The organism is Streptomyces spinoverrucosus (assembly GCF_006539505.1).
In the GTDB taxonomy this organism is placed as follows: Bacteria; Actinomycetota; Actinomycetes; order Streptomycetales; family Streptomycetaceae; genus Streptomyces; species Streptomyces spinoverrucosus.
In genome coordinates, this window is sequence record NZ_BJND01000042.1 from 44,595 (window position 1) to 60,965 (window position 16,371).

Sequence of the window (16,371 nt, forward strand, 5' to 3'; positions counted from 1 at the left end):
AGAAGGATCAGAAGCAGTCGCCGGATCCTCCTCCTGGGCCGACCGTGCCCACGCACGGAATGGTCTGCTCGGTCCAGATGGTCTTTCCCCGAGCGGAGTAGCGGGTGCCCCAGCGGTGGGCGAGCTGGGCGATCAGGAAGAGGCCGCGGCCACCTTCATCGGTCTCGTAGGCGTACCGCAGATGCGGGGCGGTGCTGCTGCCGTCGCTGACCTCGCAGATGAGCCCGCGGTCGCGGATCAGGCGGAGGCCGACAGGCCCGGCCCCGTAGCGGATGGCGTTGGTGACGAGCTCGCTGACGATCAGTTCGGTCGTGAAGTCCAGGTCGTCCAGACCCCAGTTGGCGAGCTGCCGAAGGCTCAAAGTGCGGGCGGTGGTGACGACCGCGGGGTCCGGGGGGAGGGTCCAGGTCGCCACCCGGTCCGCGGACAGCGCCCGCGTACGTGCCAGCAGCAGGAGGAAACCCTCGCCTGTGGTGGGTTCGTAGGCACGGATGAACGCGTCGCAGCTGTCCCCCAGGGTGCGGTACGGGTTGCTGCTCAGGATCTGATACAGCATGTGGGCCGCAGGTGACCGGTCAGAGGTGTCGGCCGGTGTCCGACTGCTGGTGAACAGCGCAAGCGTGCTTCCCTCCGGCAGCTCCATGCCTGCGGTCCGGTATGGCGGGTGCTGGGTGCCCAGCGGGGGACCCTCTGGGATGTCAGGGATATCGACCTTGCCCTGCGGGCTGACGACCACCACCGACGGGTGGCCGGCTCGGGCAAGCGTGCAGCGGCGCGAGACGGGGTCGTAGACCGCGTACAGGCAGGTCGCCCCCTGCATGTGGTTCCTGGCCGATGCTGTGCGGGGATCGTCGGCGGGCTCGTCGCTGAATCCCATCACCAGGTCGTGAAGTTGACCGAGCAGTTCGTCGGGGGCAAGGTCCTGGGCCGCGAGCGTATTGATGGCCATGCGCAGCTGTCCCATCGCGGCGGCGGCGTCGATGCCCTGGCCGGCCATACAGCCCACGACCAGCGCAACCCTCGCGCCGGAGAGGGGAATGACGTCGAACCAGTCCCCCGGACTGTAGGCCGATTCATGGCGCCAGGCCACCTCCACGGCGCTCTGCGGCGGCGCGGACCGCGGCAGCAGGGCGCGCTGCAGCGATTGGGCGGCGTTGCGCTCGCGGGTGTACTGGCGTGCGTTGTCGATGCACACGGCTGCCCGCGCGCAGAGTTCGGAAGTGAGAAAAAGGTCCTCCTCACCGTACGGATCCGGCTCCCGTGCCCGGTAGAAGCTCGCCAGGCCGAGGACCACACCGCGGGCGGCGAGGGGCACGACCATCAGGGAGTGGGCCGTGTGGGCGCGGATGCGCGGCGTGCGGCGGTCGTCGGCGGGCATCTCGCCGCTTTGAAGGTGCGGTACCAAGATGGGGCGCGTCCCGGTCAGGCCGGCGATGTGAGACGGGAACAGGTACTCGACCAGCTCCCCGGTGTCGTAGGCGGGCAGGGCGCCGAGCACCCGAGCGCTCATGAAGGCCGCCCGACGCAGTCTGGACTGCTTGCTGACGGGGCCTGGTGGGGACGCCTCGCCGTGGAGCACGCCGTCCAGTACGTCGACGGTGGCGATGTCAGCGATGGCCGGAACTGCGGCGGCAGCCAGCTCCTTCGCCGTGGTGAGGACGTCGAGCGTGGTGCCGATCCGGGTACCTGCCTGCGCCAGGAAGTCCAGGCGTGCCCGCGCCCTTTCCTGCTCGGTCACATCCTGGGAGGCCACGAGGGCCCCTATACCGCGCCCCACCGAGTCCCTGAGAGGCAGCAGGGTCACCAAGTAGTCATGATCGTGGGCGGAATCGGCGGGAGGTCGGCCGCTGTGCAGGAAACTCAGGGGCTGACCGCTCCCGACCACGTGACGGATCTTCTGCTCGACCCCCTCGTCGATCAGGCCTGGCGCGATGTCGCGGATGTGGCGGCCGATGGCCTCCGTACCCACGACACCGCGGACTCCCGGGCCGGAAAGATTCAGGCGCACGAGCCGCAGGTCGCCGTCGACAACCTGAACACCGAGCGGGGAATCGGTCAGCAGCGCCCGGAGCAGTGCGGCGTCGATCTCTTCCTGAACAGTGTCCGACGCGGTGATCAGCCGCACCGACCAGTTCCAGTCCCCGCCGGGTCGGGGCAGCGGGCTGATCGCCGCGTCGACCGCCACCCGGCGGCCGTCGCGGTGTCGCGCGGTGATCTGTCCGGCAGACTCCATGTCGCCCAGTGGCTGGTCCAGGAACATGGTGACGTGGCGGCCCAGTGCCTCCTCCGCGGAGTAGCCGAGGAGCCGCTCGGCCTCCGGGCTCCACTGGGCGACGGTGCCCCGCTCGTCGAGGACGAGCGCGGCGTCGCGCGGCCGTGCACTCACTATTCCTATTTGCCCACAGTGGCTACTGCCTCGCAATCGGCGGTGATTGACGTGCTCGGCTCGGGCACACGACAACGTCGGCCTCCAGGACCACAACTGGGTCCTGGAGGCCGACGTCACGGCGGGCCCGGATCAACCGAAAATCAAACCGTCCGGAACGCCAGCACCACGTTGTGCCCACCGAAGCCGAACGAGTCGTTCAACGCGGCGATACGACCCTCGACGGGCAGCTTCCGCGCCTCACCCCGCACCACATCGGCATTCGCCTCGGCCTCGGGGTCGATGTTCTCGACGTTGATGGTCGGCGGAGCCACCCGGTGATACAGCGCGAGCACGGTCGCCACCGTCTCGACACCGCCCGCACCACCCAGCAGATGCCCGGTCATCGACTTCGTCGCGGACACCGCGATGTGGTCGGCGTCATCACCGAACACCTTCCGCAGCGCCTTCAGCTCGGCGATGTCACCGGCCGGCGTCGACGTGGCGTGCGCGTTGACGTGCACGATCTCCGCCGGGTCGAGGTCGGTCCGCTCCAGCAGGTTCTGCAGGGCGTGGCTGATGCCACGTCCTTCCGGCTCCGGCTGCACGATGTCGTGGCTGTCGGCGGAGATGCCCTGCCCGACCGCCTCGGCGTACACCCGCGCCCCGCGCTTCGCGGCGTGCTCGGCGGACTCCAGGACGATGACACCGGCGCCCTCGCCGAGGACGAAGCCGTCGCGGTCGACGTCGTAGGGACGGGACGCGCCCTGCGGGTCGTCGTTGTTCTTGGACATCGCCATCATGTTGCCGAACGCGGCGATGGGCAGCGGGTGGATCGCCGCCTCCGTACCACCGGCGACGACGACGTCGGCGCGGCCGGAGCGGATCATCTCGATGGCGTAGCCGATGGCCTCGGCGCCCGACGCGCACGCGGAGACCGGGGTGTGCACGCCCGCCCGGGCGCCCACGGCCAGACCCACGTTCGCGGAGGGGCTGTTCGGCATCAGCATGGGGACGGTGTGCGGGGAGACCCGGCGTACGCCCTTCTCCCTGAGCACGTCGTACTGGTCGAGCAGGGTCGTCACACCGCCGATGCCGGAGGCGATGACCGCGCCGAGCCGGTCCGGGTCGACCTCGGCGCCCTCACCGGCCTTGGCGGTGAAACCGGCGTCGGCCCACGCCTCCTTCGCGGCGATCAGCGCGAACTGCGCCGAGCGGTCCAGGCGGCGGGCCTGCGGCCGCGGGATGGACTCGGTGGGTTCCACCGCGACCGGCGCGGCGATGCGGACCGCCTGCTCGGCGGCCCATTCCTGCTCCAGGGGCTTGACGCCGGAACGTCCGGCGACCAGGCCCTCCCAGGTAGAGGCTGCGTCGCCACCCAGCGGTGTGGTTGCGCCGATACCGGTGACGACCACGGTGCGATTGGTCGGGCTCACGGGAATTCTTTCTCCAACGGATACGAGGATTCAGCGGCGCCACCGCCGGGTGGCGGGGCCGGAAGGAACCGGCCCAGGGGCCTCAGGACTGGTGCTTGAGGATGTACTCGGTCGCGTCGCCGACGGTCTTGAGGTTCTTGACGTCGTCGTCCGGGATCTTCACGTCGAAGCGCTCTTCGGCGGCGACGACGACCTCGACCATGGACAGCGAGTCGACGTCCAGGTCGTCGGTGAAGGACTTGTCCAGCTGGACGTCCTCGGTGGGGATCCCGGCGATCTCGTTCACGATCTCCGCGAGACCGGCGACGATCTCTTCCTGAGTGGCGGCCATGTCAGGCGCTCCTTCGTAGTGTTCCAGAGGGTGTGGCGGTGCTGCTTCCCGCACCGGACCGCATGATCCGGCACGGAGTGCCTAGGGGAGAGTAACGACCGTCGCTGCGTACACGAGACCCGCCCCGAATCCGATGACGAGCGCGGTGTCTCCGCTCTTCGCCTCGCCGGTCGCCAGAAGCCGCTCCATCGCGAGCGGAATCGAGGCGGCCGAGGTGTTGCCGGTGGTGCGTACGTCACGGGCGACCGTGACGGACTCCGGCAGCTTCAGTGTCTTCACCATCGAGTCGATGATCCGCTCGTTGGCCTGGTGCGGAATGAAGACGTCCAGGTCGGCCGGATCAAGTCCGGCGGCGTCCAGCGCCTCCTTGGCGACCTTCGCCATCTCGAACACGGCCCAGCGGAACACCGCCTGGCCCTCCTGCGTGATGGCGGGGAACCGCTCGACCTCGCCGGACCGGTAGTCCGTCCACGGCACGGTCTGCTTGATGGTCTCGGACTTGTCGCCCTCGGAGCCCCACACCGTGGGGCCGATCGCGGGCTCCTTCGACGGGCCGACGACGACCGCGCCGGCCCCGTCACCGAACAGGAAGGCCGTCGCCCGGTCCTCCAGGTCGGTCAGGTCGCTCAGCCGCTCCACGCCGATGACCAGCACGTACTCGGCGCTGCCCTCGACGATCATGCCCTTGGCGAGGGTCAGGCCGTAGCCGAAGCCCGCGCAGCCGGCCGAGATGTCGAAGGCGGCGGCCTTGGCCGTGCCCAGCTTGTCGGCGATCTCGGTGGCGACGGCCGGGGTCTGCTTGAAGTGCGTGACGGTCGAGACGATCACCGCGCCGATCTGCTCGGCGGAGATCCCGGCGTCGGCGATCGCCTTGCCGGACGCCTCGACCGACATCGCGGCGACCGTCTCCTCGTCGTTCGCCCAGTGCCGGGTCTCGATGCCGGAGCGCGAACGGATCCACTCGTCGGACGAGTCGATCTTCTCGAGGATCACCTCGTTCGGCACCACCCGGGTGGGCCGGTAGCCGCCCACGCCGAGGATCCGCGCGTACGGGGCGCCCTTGCTGGGCTTGATCTTCGACATGTTGCAGTCGGCTCCTTAGGGCGTCAGCAGGGCGTCAGGCGTGCTCGGCGATGAGCTCGCGGGCCGCGTCGAGGTCGTCGGGGGTCTTCAGGGCCAGCGTCTGCACGCCGGGCAGGGCGCGCTTGGCGAGCCCGGTCAGGGTGCCGCCGGGGCACACCTCCAGCAGCGCGGTGACGCCGAGCTCCTGGAACGTCCGCATGCACAGGTCCCAGCGGACCGGGTTGGCGACCTGGCCGACCAGCCGCTCGACGATCTCGGCGCCGGAGGCGACCGCCTGACCGTCCCGGTTCGAGACGTAGGTGACCTTCGGGTCGGCGGGCGTCAGCTGCTGGGCGGCCGCGGCCAGCTTGTCGACCGCGGGCGCCATGTGGTGGGTGTGGAAGGCGCCGGCCACCTTCAGCGCGACGACCTTGCGCACGCCCTCCGGCTTGTCCTCGTTCAACGCGGCCAGCTGCTCCAGCGTTCCCGCGGCCACGATCTGCCCGGCGCCGTTGACGTTCGCCGGGGTCAGGCCCAGCTTCTCCAGATGCGGCACGGTCACCTCGGGGTCGCCGCCGAGCAGCGCCGACATCCCGGTCTCGGTGATCGCGGCGGCCTCGGCCATGGCCAGGCCCCGCTTGCGTACGAGGGTCAGCGCGGCGGTGTCGTCGAGGACGCCGGCGAAGGAGGCGGCGGTGATCTCACCGACGCTGTGGCCCGCGACCGCGCCCGGCAACATGTCACCGAGTGCCGCGGCCGAGAGGATCCCGGCGGCGACGAGCAGCGGCTGCGCCACGGCCGTGTCGCGGATCTCGTCCGCGTCGGCCTTCGTGCCGTAGTGGGCGAGGTCCAGTCCGATGGTGTCCGACCAGGCGGCGACGCGGTCGGCGGCACCGGGCAGTTCGAGCCAGGGAGTCAGGAAGCCGGGCGTCTGGGCGCCCTGGCCGGGAGCGACGAGTACGAGCACTCTCACACTCTCTCTTGGGTACGGGCACGGCCGCCCGTGGGGACAAGGACGAAGAACGGGAAGGGGTTTTGTGGGCCCCCGACAAAAGACTAGGGCTGGAGATCCCCATCGGCCAGACGCCCCAGGATCAGCGCGATGCGCAACGTGAACGCGGAACGTACATCGGATGGCGACCAGCCGGTGACGTCAGTCACACGTCGAAGCCGGTAGCGGACGGTGTTGGGATGGACGAACAGCATCCGGGCGGCGCCTTCGAGACTGCTCGCCTGTTCGAGATAGACGCTGAGCGTCTCCAGCAGCGCGGAACCGGCTTCCTCCAGTGGTCTGTAGATCTCCTCCACCAACTGCTCGCGCGCGCTCGGGTCTCCGGCGATCGCGCGCTCCGGCAGCAAGTCGTCCGCCAGCACCGGCCGCGGCGCGTCCTGCCAGGCGAAACACGCCTTCAGCCCCGCGGCGGCGGCCTGCGCGGACCGGGTCGCGGCCAGCAGATCCGGCACGATCGGTCCCGCGACCACCGGACCTGCGGCGAAGGGCCCGATCAGCGACCTGGCGACGGCGAGCGGATTGTCGCTGCCGCCCGCGATGACGACGAGCCGGTCCCCGAGCACACCCGTCAGCACCTGGAGCTTGGCATGCCGTGCCGCCCGCCGGATGGCCTCCACCGTCAGCTCCGAGTCACCGTCGGGCGCCGTCCCCAGCACCACGCACACATGCTCCGGCGCGTTCCAGCCCAGCGCCGCCGCCCGCGACACCGCGCCCTCGTCGGCCTCGCCGCTCAGCACGGCGTTCACGACCAGCGACTCCAGCCGGGCGTCCCAGGCACCCCGTGCCTCGGCGGCCTGGGCGTACACCTGGGCGGTGGCGAAGGCGATCTCCCGCGCGTACACCAGGAGCGCCTCGCGCAGAATCCGCTCGTCGCCGGGGGCGGCGACCTCGTCGATCGCGCTCTCCATGACCTCGATGGTGGTGCGCACCATCTCCACGGTCTGCCGCAGCGTGATCGCCCTGGTCAGCTCGCGCGGCGCGGTTCCGAACACATCGGTGGAGATCGCCTGCGGGGCGTCCGGGTGCCGGAACCACTCGGTGAACGCGGCGATACCGGCCTGCGCGACCAGCCCGATCCAGGAACGGTTCTCCGGGGGCATGGCCCGGTACCACGGCAGCGTCTCGTCCATCCGCGCGATGGCCTGGGCGGCGAGACTGCCGGAGGACTTCTCCAGCCGCTTCAGGGTCGCGGAGTGCGGATGCACGCCGTGGGAGGCGGTACGGGGGTCGCTGGTTTCGGGTTCGGGCACGGGACAAGACTGCCTTATCCGGACGCGGGGGCGTGTGGCCGGGTGGGGGTGAGGGGTGGGGGCGGGGGGTTCGGGGGTTTGCGGGTGCGGTTTGCGGGTGGGGGGGCGCGGATGTGGCTCGGGGTGGGGTGCGGTGGGGCGGGGGGCCCGGGGTGGGTTGCGGTGGGGGTTGCGCCGGAGCCAAGCGCTCCGCGGGTGCCGCGATGGGCCGTCGATCGTCTGCGGGCGCGTGGTGGCTGGTCGCGCAGTTCCCCGCGCCCCTGCAGGGCGCTGCTCCGCCCCCGAGTCGGGGCGGGTGCCGGTCGGCCTGCGCGGTGTGGGCCTCGGTCGGCCCGGGCGGGTCTACGGTGGTGGGCGTGATGGACGTACGGCGCGCCGGTGAGCGCTACCCCGGAGGTGACGCGGAGGCCGGGATCGAGTCCCGTCACGCCTTCTCCTTCGGCCCCCACTACGACCCCGACAACCTGCGCTTCGGCGCCCTGATCGCGTGCAACGAGGAGCGCCTGGCCCCCGGTGCCGGTTTCGCGGAGCACCCGCACAGCCATACCGAGATCGTCACATGGGTCGCGCAGGGCGAGCTGACGCACCGTGACTCCACGGGGCGCGAGACGGTCGTCCGCGCCGGTGACGTGCAGCGCCTGAGCGCCGCGTCCGGCGTGCGGCACGTCGAACGCAACGACGGCGAGCGCCCGTTGACGTTCGTGCAGATGTGGCTGGCCCCGCTGTCGCCGGGCGGCGACCCGGCGTACGAGATCGTCCGCGGCATCGCGGACGCGACGCCGTACGCGGTCCCGGAGGCCGGCGCGATGCTCCACGTACGCCGACTGGCCGCGGGCGAACGCACGGCGGTCCCCGACGCCCCGCACGTCTACGTCCACGTGGTGCACGGCGAAGTCACCGTGGACGCCGAGCACCTGGGCCCGGGCGACGCGGCCCGCATCACGGACGCGAAGGACGTGGAGGCGGTGGGGGTGACGCCGACCGAGCTGCTGATGTGGGAGATGACCTGATGGGCCTCAGGCCGTGCGGGCCTCCGCCAGCACCGCGTCCGTGAACGCCGGCCACGTCTCGATCACCCAGGGTCCGAACGCCCGGTCCGACAGGGCGACGCAGGACAGCCCCGCATCCGGGTCGATCCACAGGAACGTACCGGACTGCCCGAAATGACCGAACGTCCGCGGTGACGACGAACCGCCCGTCCAGTGCGGCGACTTGGAGTCACGGATCTCGAAGCCGAGCCCCCAGTCGTTGGGGTTCTGGTGACCGTACCCGGGAAGGACGCCCTTCGTGCCCGGATACTGCACGCTCATCGCCTCGGCGACCGTACGCGGATCGAGCAGCCGCGGCGCCTGCACCTCGGCGGCGAACCGCAGCAGATCCTCGACCGTGGAGACCCCGTCCTTCGCCGGGGAACCCTCAAGACTGGTGGACGTCATCCCCAGCGGCTCCAGCACCGCCTGCCGCAGATACTCCGCGAACGGGATGTCCGTCGCCTTGGCGACATGGTCCCCGAGCTGCTCGAACCCGGCGTTGGAGTACAGCCGCCGCTCCCCGGGCGGCGCCGTCACCCGGTGCTCGTCGAAGGCCAGCCCCGAGGTGTGCGCCAGCAGATGACGTACCGTCGACCCGGGCGGCCCGGCCGGCTCCTCGAAGTCGATCGCACCCTCCTCGTACGCCACCAGCGCGGCGTACGCGGCCAGCGGCTTGGTGACCGACGCCAGCGCAAAACGCTGCCCGACCGGCCCCCGCACCCCCAGCACGGCACCGTCGGCCCGTACCACCCCCGCCGCAGCGGTGGGAACCGGCCAGTTGTCGATCAACGCCAAGCTCTGCAAGGACATGCCCCGAGCCTAATCCCGCTCAGAGCATCAACCGCATGAAGGGGTCCCCGGTCCGTGCGAAGCCCAGCGACTCGTACAGCGGCTCCGCCTCCGCGGACGCGGTCAGGTCGACCTGCCCGACCTCCCGCTCGCGGAACCACTCCAGCAGTTCCGCCATGCACGCGCGCGCGTACCCCCGCCTGCGTGCGTCCGGATCCGTGGCCACGCTGAAGACGTGTCCGACCCGCCCGCGTGGGTTGCTCGCCTTGCCGATCCGGTACTCCAGCGTTCCGGCCACCAGCGCCGCCAGCGCCCCCGGCCGGTCCGGATGGTCCACCACGAACGCCGCGAAGTCCCCGTCGGGATCGGCCAGCCGCTCCCGCAGCACCGGCAGGGACTCGATGTGCCAGTCTGTGGCGGAGGAGCCGCCGGAGAAGACCGAGTCGATCATCACCTGGCGCAGGCGCAGTACTTCTTCGGCATCGTCCGGCAGGGCACGGCGTACGAGACTCATGACCCGCACGCTAGCCACCGCACCCCCCGCACGTCCTGCCGATTTTCTTGACCTCCTCTTTCCGTCCACGCTTGCTTGGAGTGCACTCCAAGGTCATAGCGTGGAGCGCATGACGGTGATGCAGACCACGGCAGCAGCCACCGAAAAGGCCCACGAGGAGGCCCGCGAGGGGATCCACGAGGAGGGCCCCAACCGCACCGACCTCTGCTCCGCCCCGCCCCGCCGGCACCCGCGCCCCGACGGCCAGGACCGCTACACGATCAGCGAGGTCGTCGCCTTCACCGGCCTGTCGGCCCACACCCTGCGCTGGTACGAGCGGATCGGCCTGATGTCCCACATCGACCGGTCGCACACCGGCCAGCGCCGCTACACCAACCGCGACCTGGACTGGCTGGATCTCGTCGGCAAGCTGCGGCTGACCGGTATGCCGGTCGCCGACATGGTGCGGTACGCGGAGCTGGTGCGCGAGGGCGACGGCACCTTCGCGGAGCGGCGCGAGCTGCTGGAGACGACCCGCCAGGACGTCCTGGAGCGGATCGCCGAACTCCAGGACACGCTCGCCGTACTCGACCGCAAGATCAGTTTCTACGGCGACGCCGGCCGCGCGCACGCCTCGCACGACGCCTCGCACCAAACCTCACACGACGCCTCGCACGAAGGGGAGAGGACCCGATGAACGACAGCACGATAGCGACGGTACGGCTCGGCGACGGCGGGCCCGAGGTCGGTGTGCAGGGCCTCGGCTGCATGGGCATGAGCTTCGCCTACGGCCCCTCCGACACCGGCGAGTCCCGCGCGACGCTGGAGCGGGCGCTGGAGCTGGGCGTCACGCTGTACGACACGGCGGACGCGTACGGCGCCGGTGAGAACGAGCGGTTCCTGTCGCCGTTCTTCACGGCGCACCGCGACGAGGTCGTGATCGCGACCAAGTTCGCCCTGTCGATCCCGCCGGACGACCCGACCCGGCGGGTCATCCGCAACGACCCGCCGTACATCCGCCAGGCCGTCGAGGCGAGCCTGAAGCGCCTCGACGTCGACGTGATCGACCTGTACTACATGCACCGCCGGGACGTGAACGTGCCGATCGAGGAGACGGTCGGCGTGATGTCCGAGCTGGTCCGCGAGGGCAAGGTCAAGTACCTGGGCCTCAGCGAGGTCACCGCCGACGAACTGCGCGCCGCGCACTCCGTGCACCCCGTCGCCGCCGTGCAGTCGGAGTGGTCGCTGTTCAGCCGGGACATCGAGGCGAAGGTCGTACCGGCCGCCCGTGAACTGGGCGTCGCCCTGGTCCCGTACTCCCCGCTCGGCCGCGGCTTCCTCACCGGTTCCTTCGTGAACGCGGAGCAGGACCTCACCGCCGACGACTTCCGCCGCCAGCAGCCCCGCTTCACCGGCGCCAACGCCACGGCGAACGCGGCGCTCCTGGAACCGATCCGGGCGGTCGCCGAGGCACACGGCGCCTCACTCGGCCAGATCGCCCTGGCCTGGGTCCAGCAGCAGGCGGCCGTACACGACCTCGCTGTCGTCCCGATCCCGGGAACGCGCAAGCCGAGCCGAGTCGAGGAGAACACGGCGGCGACGCGCATCACGCTGACGCAGGAGGAACTCGCCCTGCTGGACCCGGTGGCCGCGAAGGTGGCAGGCACCCGCTACGCGGACATGACGTTCACGTCGGCAGGCAGGGAGTAACCGACGCCGGGGACTGCACGCCGCCAGGGGCGCGGGGAACTGCGCGACCAGCCCCCACGACCCGCACCCGAAATCAAAGCTCAGCCAACAACTCAGCCTTCTTCACAGAGAACTCCTCATCGGTGACCAACCCGGCCCGATGCAGCTCCCCAAGATGCCGAATCCGCTCCGCGATATCCGCAGGATCCCTCCGCGGAGCGGCGGCAACGACAGCCCCCGCCGAACCCGCGGAGCGAACCGCCGACAACACGGCCGCCGCGAACGGCAACGACTCGTGCACCGGCCCGTACCCCAGCCCGAACACCACGGCCGCCGGATCCTGATCGGCCTGCGCCGGCTGCTTCCCGGCATCCCGCCGCAGCAACCGCAGATGCCCCTCGAACACCTCCGGCGACCGCCACTCCACCCCGTTCAGCTCCGCCACGGCGAACTTCTGGTCCCCGGCCTTCCACTTCGCCGACGACGCCCCCGTCCAGAACCACCGGAACGACACGGACGTACCGTCGAAGGACGCCTTCCCGTCGTACGCCTTGAAGTGCAGCGGCGCTTCGGGCGCCGCGACGAGATGGCGTTCGGCGGGCCCCGACTCGGTCAGCAGGGCGCGTAGTTCATCGGCGTAGTACTCGGCCAGTGTCTCCCGCTCGGCGGGCAGCACCAGCCGGTAGGGATCACTGCTTTCCTTCAACTGCCCGGCCGCCGCCTCGATCAACGGATCCGCCCCCGGCCGGGGTTCCGCACGCAGGACGACGGTCCCGCGCCGCCCGGGGGAGAGCGTCACCCCCTGCAACGCCGCCAGCGGCACCCGCCGCTCACCGAGCGCCTGGAAGAGCTTAGGTGTTCGAATCCCCCGTTCGTAGCGGATGAGCACGGAGTCGGACTCGAACTCCCAGGCGGCATGAAATCCGGCCAGTACGTCACCCATGCGGCTCATCGTATGCGGCACGCGCTCTTTCGTCCCCTCCCTGCGCAGACCGCAGTTTCTGCGCCTCTACGCGCGTCCGGCAGTCGTCGTGCCGGACAAACCCGCCCGGCACATGCCCGCATCGTCGGCGCAGTCCACCGCGCGGTACGCGCCAACCCCGATCTCGGCGAAGTTGGCGAGGCTCTCCGTACCCGGTTCGAAGTACCCGGCGTGTCCTTGGGCGCCGCGCGCCGACAGCACGCGCGCCCCGAACGCCGCGGATACCGGATCCGCACCGTGTCCGAGTCCGCCGAACTCCATGTACGGCACGTCCTGGATCCAGTCGTCGGCGTCCCGCATCGCCCACACCCGCGCGGAGGTGCGCAGATGGGAGGCCTTGGCGACCCGCATGCCGGGACTGCCGGCCACCGCTATGTCGGCCACCCGGCCGGGCAGCGCATGCGCGGCGACCCCGCAGACCACGGAGCCGTAGCTGTGGCAGAACAGCGAGACCGGCGCGTTCCCGGGCAGCGCGCGCACCAGCGCGTTCAGCCGGACCGCCCCGGCCTCGGCGCGCATCGCCGTGGCCGACTCCATGCCGAGGCCGTTGGGCGCGGTGTAGTCGGCCCAGGCGATCACGGCCGTGCGCGTCGCGGGGCCGGCGGCGCGCTCGGCGGCGTAGAGGGACTTCGCCATGCCGACCGGGGCGGTGTATCTGCGATTGGTGCGCTGGAAGGTGAGCAGGTCGGTGTCGACGCCGGGGACGACGACGGAGACCCGCTCCGCCCGGTCGAGGTCGCCGAACACCTCGGCGACCCGGCCGGAGCCGTCGGGGTCGAAGGCGAGGATGTGCCGGTTCGCCCGCATCAGCGACTCGAAGCGGTGCATACGGCGTCCCGCCTCGTGCTGGCCCGTGGGGCTGAGCCGGTTGTCGTGCATGCGTTCGAGTTCGACCTTGCGGGCCTGGTCGAGGGCGATGCGGTTGGCTCGGTAGCGCAGTTGGACGGGGGCGCCGTTCATGTTGCCGACCGCGAGCGGATAGCGGCGGGCCAGGTGAATGCGCTGCCCGTCGGTGAGCGAGGCGAAGAAGGCGGCGAGCCGGGCGGGTGCGGTGTCCGGGTCCGGCAGCCGGTGTCCGTCGAGGCGGCCGTGCTCCCAGGCGGAGAGGGAGGCCTGGAGCGGAGTGTCCGACCGGTGGTTGCGCAGGGCGGTCCAGCCGGTGGTCGCCAGCATCACGAACACCACGGCCAGCGCGAGCAGGGCGCGCCAGACGTTGAGTGAGGGGGAGGTCTCGAAGGAAGTCACTGGGAGGACACACTAGGAGAACGGGAGGGTCTCGCGTGAACCGTGTGTCGCGGATCACGTTTGAGGAAGGTCACCTGATCGCAGTGGGGGGCTGACCGCACCGCGCCCCCTTTGTGGTGGCCTGCACCCTCCTTGTCCGCGGCCTGCGCCCGCCTCCGTCGTGGCCTGTGCCCGCTCTTGTCCTGGCCTGCGCCTGCTCGTGTCGTGGCCTGTGCCCGATCTTGTCGTGGCCCGTGCCCGCTCGCCGTCGGCGCCCGACTCAGCGCACGCGCCAGTCGCCCGCCAGGACCGGACCCACCTGATCGAGGTACTCCGCCGTCAACGTGCGCATCGCCTCCAGGCTCACGTCCGGCCCCGTGCTCCACAGCCGTTCGGTCACCCGGATGACCCCGCCGAAGACCGCCACCGCCACCCGCGGCCGCGGATCGGCGTCCACGTCCAGGCCCTCCCGCTCGGCGATCAGCCGCGCCAGCTCCTCCTCCGTCTCCGCCGACCGGCGCAGATGCGCGGCGAGCAGGACGGGCGTCGACTCGATCACCCGGTACATCCGCAGATACAGCTCCACCGGGACGACCGCCTCGATCACCTCGCTGATCCGGTCCCAGCCGTCCAGCACCGCCCGGCGCAGCGCCTCCATCGGCGGCTCGTGCGCGGGGCGAGCCCGCACCGCCGCAACGAAGTGCGCCACCGTCATCGCCTGCAGGGCGAGGGCGGCCTCCTCCTTGCCGGAGAAGTAGCGGAAGAAGGTGCGCTGCGAGACATCGACGGCCGCGGCGATCTCGTCGACGGTGGTGTGGTCGTAGCCGCGGGTGGTGAAGAGCTCCACCGCCGCGCGCAGCAGCGCGTCCCGGGTGCGCTGCTTCTTGCGTTCGCGCAGACCCGGCCGCGGCCCTGTCCGTGTGTTGCCGACCGTGTCCATGGGGGCCTCTCCTGCGAACTGTTCTGCCTGATCAGGCTATATGTGAGTGTCGTGACAGTTACCGACTTGTGAATTGGTTTGTCAACTGTCAGAGGCTGTCATTAGCCTCGATCGCATGACTAGTCAGACCACCATCGACAAGACGGGGCCGGGGGACAAGGCACCCGCCACCCCGTCGGACCCCACGCCGGTCAAGGGCCTGCGCGGCCATCCCTGGCTCACCCTCATCACCGTCGCCGTGGGCGTCATGATGGTGGCCCTCGACGGCACCATCGTCGCCATCGCCAACCCGGCCATCGCCACCGACCTGAAGGCCAATCTGGCAGAGGTCCAGTGGATCACCAACGCCTACTTCCTCGCCCTCGCGGTCTCCCTGATCACCGCGGGCAAGCTCGGTGACCGCTTCGGCCACCGGCAGACCTTCCTGATCGGCGTGGTCGGCTTCGCCGCCGCGTCCGGGGCGATCGGCCTGTCCGACTCGATCGCCGCGGTCATCGTCTTCCGGGTTTTCCAGGGCCTGTTCGGCGCCCTGCTGATGCCGGCCGCGCTGGGCCTGCTGCGGGCCACCTTCCCGGCCGAGAAGCTCAACATGGCCATCGGTATCTGGGGCATGGTCATCGGTGCCTCCACCGCCGGTGGCCCGATCCTCGGCGGTGTGCTGGTCGAGCACGTCAACTGGCAGTCGGTGTTCTTCATCAACGTGCCGGTCGGCATCCTCGCCGTCGTCCTGGGCCTGCTGATCCTCACCGACCACCGCGCGGAGAACGCCCCGCGCTCCTTCGACATCCTCGGCATCGCCCTGCTGTCGGGCGCGATGTTCTGCCTGGTCTGGGCGCTCATCAAGGCGCCCGAATGGGGCTGGGGCGACGGCCAGACGTGGACCTTCATAGTCGCGTCGGTCGTGGGCTTCGCGCTCTTCGCCTTCTGGGAGAAGCGGGTCCGCGAGCCGCTGATCCCGCTCGCCCTGTTCCGTTCGATCCCGCTCTCCGCGGGTGTCGTGCTCATGGTCCTCATGGCCATCGCGTTCATGGGCGGCCTGTTCTTCGTGACGTTCTACTTGCAGAACGTGCACGGCATGAGCCCGATCGACGCGGGCCTTCATCTCCTGCCCCTCACCGGCATGATGATCGTCGGCTCGCCGCTCGCGGGCGCGATGATCACCAAGTTCGGCCCGCGGCTGCCGCTGGCCCTCGGCATGGCGTGCACCGCGCTCGCCATGTACGGCATGTCCACGCTGGAGACGGACACCGGCAGCGGCGTCATGTCGCTGTGGTTCGCCCTGCTCGGCCTCGGCCTCGCGCCGGTCATGGTGGGTGCCACCGAGGTCATCGTCGGCAACGCGCCCATGGAGCTGTCCGGTGTGGCCGGCGGTCTCCAGCAGGCGGCCATGCAGATCGGCGGCAGCCTCGGTACGGCCGTGCTGGGCGCCGTGATGGCCTCCAAGGTGGACAGCGACCTGCCGGGCAACTGGGCGGAGGCGGGGCTTCCGCCGCTGACCCCGGAGCAGGAGGCGCAGGCCGCCGAAGCGGTCCAGCAGGGTGCCGCGCCGGTGGCGCCGGGCACGCCGGACGCCATCGCCGGGAAGATCACCGACGTCGCCCACGACACCTTCATCTCCGGCATGAGCCTGGCGTCGCTGGTCGCGGCCGGGGTCGCGGCGGTGGCGGTGCTGGTCGCCTTCCTGACGAAGCGCGGGGAGAACGCGGAGGCGGGCGCGGGAGCGGCGCACATCTAGCGGCGTACACCTGACGGGAACTCACCTATCAG

15 protein-coding genes are annotated in these 16,371 nt (G+C 70.7%); 4 read left to right on the forward strand and 11 right to left on the reverse strand.

What is annotated here, in order from left to right; translation table 11 throughout:
* Window positions 1-7: 7 nt before the first annotated feature.
* From SSP24_RS26750 to SSP24_RS26775, 6 genes are all read right to left on the reverse strand, one after another.
* The gene (locus SSP24_RS26750) at window positions 8-2,386 is read right to left on the reverse strand and encodes a SpoIIE family protein phosphatase (RefSeq protein ID WP_167529713.1); all 2,379 of its coding nucleotides are present in this window, start codon (window positions 2,384-2,386) and stop codon (window positions 8-10) included.
* Window positions 2,387-2,529: 143 nt separating this feature from the next.
* Window positions 2,530-3,801, reverse strand: coding sequence for a beta-ketoacyl-ACP synthase II (gene fabF, locus SSP24_RS26755; protein WP_141312264.1), 1,272 nt, complete (start codon window positions 3,799-3,801; stop codon window positions 2,530-2,532).
* A gap of 82 nt (window positions 3,802-3,883) precedes the next feature.
* Window positions 3,884-4,132 (reverse strand): acyl carrier protein, encoded by a 249-nt coding sequence (locus tag SSP24_RS26760; protein WP_141312265.1) that lies wholly within the window; start codon window positions 4,130-4,132, stop codon window positions 3,884-3,886.
* A gap of 81 nt (window positions 4,133-4,213) precedes the next feature.
* Window positions 4,214-5,215 (reverse strand): ketoacyl-ACP synthase III, encoded by a 1,002-nt coding sequence (locus SSP24_RS26765; RefSeq protein WP_141312266.1) that lies wholly within the window; start codon window positions 5,213-5,215, stop codon window positions 4,214-4,216.
* Between the two features lie 34 nt (window positions 5,216-5,249).
* Entirely contained in the window at window positions 5,250-6,161 is a 912-nt protein-coding gene (locus SSP24_RS26770; protein WP_141312315.1) for an ACP S-malonyltransferase, read from the reverse strand.
* Window positions 6,162-6,250: 89 nt separating this feature from the next.
* Window positions 6,251-7,456 carry a PucR family transcriptional regulator gene (locus SSP24_RS26775; RefSeq protein WP_141312267.1) on the reverse strand — a complete coding sequence of 402 codons (1,206 nt, stop codon included), beginning with the start codon at window positions 7,454-7,456 and terminating at the stop codon, window positions 6,251-6,253.
* A 359-nt stretch (window positions 7,457-7,815) separates the two neighbouring features.
* Here SSP24_RS26775 and SSP24_RS26780 point away from each other — a divergent pair, with 359 nt between their 5' ends.
* Window positions 7,816-8,466 carry a pirin family protein gene (locus SSP24_RS26780; protein WP_141312316.1) on the forward strand — a complete coding sequence of 217 codons (651 nt, stop codon included), beginning with the start codon at window positions 7,816-7,818 and terminating at the stop codon, window positions 8,464-8,466.
* 6 nt (window positions 8,467-8,472) lie between these two features.
* Here SSP24_RS26780 and SSP24_RS26785 read toward each other — a convergent pair whose 3' ends face one another.
* Together SSP24_RS26785 and SSP24_RS26790 are read right to left on the reverse strand one after the other, a co-directional pair.
* Window positions 8,473-9,297, reverse strand: a complete 825-nt coding sequence (locus SSP24_RS26785; protein ID WP_141312268.1) for a serine hydrolase domain-containing protein — start codon at window positions 9,295-9,297, stop codon at window positions 8,473-8,475.
* A 19-nt stretch (window positions 9,298-9,316) separates the two neighbouring features.
* On the reverse strand, window positions 9,317-9,790 hold the full coding sequence (locus SSP24_RS26790; RefSeq protein WP_141312269.1) for a GNAT family N-acetyltransferase: 474 nt from the start codon (window positions 9,788-9,790) through the stop codon (window positions 9,317-9,319).
* A 109-nt stretch (window positions 9,791-9,899) separates the two neighbouring features.
* Here SSP24_RS26790 and SSP24_RS26795 point away from each other — a divergent pair, with 109 nt between their 5' ends.
* Together SSP24_RS26795 and SSP24_RS26800 are read left to right on the forward strand one after the other, a co-directional pair.
* On the forward strand, window positions 9,900-10,466 hold the full coding sequence (locus SSP24_RS26795) for a MerR family transcriptional regulator (protein ID WP_141312270.1): 567 nt from the start codon (window positions 9,900-9,902) through the stop codon (window positions 10,464-10,466).
* Window positions 10,463-11,479 (forward strand): aldo/keto reductase, encoded by a 1,017-nt coding sequence (locus tag SSP24_RS26800; protein WP_141312271.1) that lies wholly within the window; start codon window positions 10,463-10,465, stop codon window positions 11,477-11,479. Before SSP24_RS26795 ends, SSP24_RS26800 begins: the two co-directional genes overlap by 4 nt.
* Before the next feature lie 73 nt (window positions 11,480-11,552).
* Here the strand turns inward: SSP24_RS26800 and SSP24_RS26805 are convergent, their stop codons facing one another.
* The 3 genes from SSP24_RS26805 to SSP24_RS26815 form a co-directional block, all read right to left on the reverse strand.
* Window positions 11,553-12,401 (reverse strand): DUF4429 domain-containing protein, encoded by an 849-nt coding sequence (locus SSP24_RS26805; protein WP_141312272.1) that lies wholly within the window; start codon window positions 12,399-12,401, stop codon window positions 11,553-11,555.
* Between the two features lie 66 nt (window positions 12,402-12,467).
* Window positions 12,468-13,685 (reverse strand): alpha/beta hydrolase, encoded by a 1,218-nt coding sequence (locus SSP24_RS26810; protein ID WP_141312273.1) that lies wholly within the window; start codon window positions 13,683-13,685, stop codon window positions 12,468-12,470.
* Between the two features lie 259 nt (window positions 13,686-13,944).
* The gene (locus SSP24_RS26815) at window positions 13,945-14,604 is read right to left on the reverse strand and encodes a TetR family transcriptional regulator (RefSeq protein ID WP_141312274.1); all 660 of its coding nucleotides are present in this window, start codon (window positions 14,602-14,604) and stop codon (window positions 13,945-13,947) included.
* Between the two features lie 115 nt (window positions 14,605-14,719).
* Here SSP24_RS26815 and SSP24_RS26820 point away from each other — a divergent pair, with 115 nt between their 5' ends.
* A complete protein-coding gene (locus SSP24_RS26820; protein ID WP_141312275.1) occupies window positions 14,720-16,339 on the forward strand; it encodes an MFS transporter in 1,620 nt (539 codons plus the stop codon).
* The last annotated feature ends 32 nt before the right edge of the window (window positions 16,340-16,371 follow it).

Bases quoted from the DNA above. Each gene is read 5' to 3' on its own strand.
- SSP24_RS26760 (WP_141312265.1), bottom strand. From the start codon at position 4,132: ATGGCCGCCACTCAGGAAGAGATCGTCGCCGGTCTCGCGGAGATCGTG.
- SSP24_RS26765 (WP_141312266.1), bottom strand. From the start codon at position 5,215: ATGTCGAAGATCAAGCCCAGCAAGGGCGCCCCGTACGCGCGGATCCTC.
- SSP24_RS26780 (WP_141312316.1), top strand. From the start codon at position 7,816: ATGGACGTACGGCGCGCCGGTGAGCGCTACCCCGGAGGTGACGCGGAG.
- SSP24_RS26785 (WP_141312268.1), bottom strand. From the start codon at position 9,297: ATGTCCTTGCAGAGCTTGGCGTTGATCGACAACTGGCCGGTTCCCACC.
- SSP24_RS26790 (WP_141312269.1), bottom strand. From the start codon at position 9,790: ATGAGTCTCGTACGCCGTGCCCTGCCGGACGATGCCGAAGAAGTACTG.
- SSP24_RS26795 (WP_141312270.1), top strand. From the start codon at position 9,900: ATGACGGTGATGCAGACCACGGCAGCAGCCACCGAAAAGGCCCACGAG.
- SSP24_RS26800 (WP_141312271.1), top strand. From the start codon at position 10,463: ATGAACGACAGCACGATAGCGACGGTACGGCTCGGCGACGGCGGGCCC.
- SSP24_RS26805 (WP_141312272.1), bottom strand. From the start codon at position 12,401: ATGGGTGACGTACTGGCCGGATTTCATGCCGCCTGGGAGTTCGAGTCC.
- SSP24_RS26815 (WP_141312274.1), bottom strand. From the start codon at position 14,604: ATGGACACGGTCGGCAACACACGGACAGGGCCGCGGCCGGGTCTGCGC.
- SSP24_RS26820 (WP_141312275.1), top strand. From the start codon at position 14,720: ATGACTAGTCAGACCACCATCGACAAGACGGGGCCGGGGGACAAGGCA.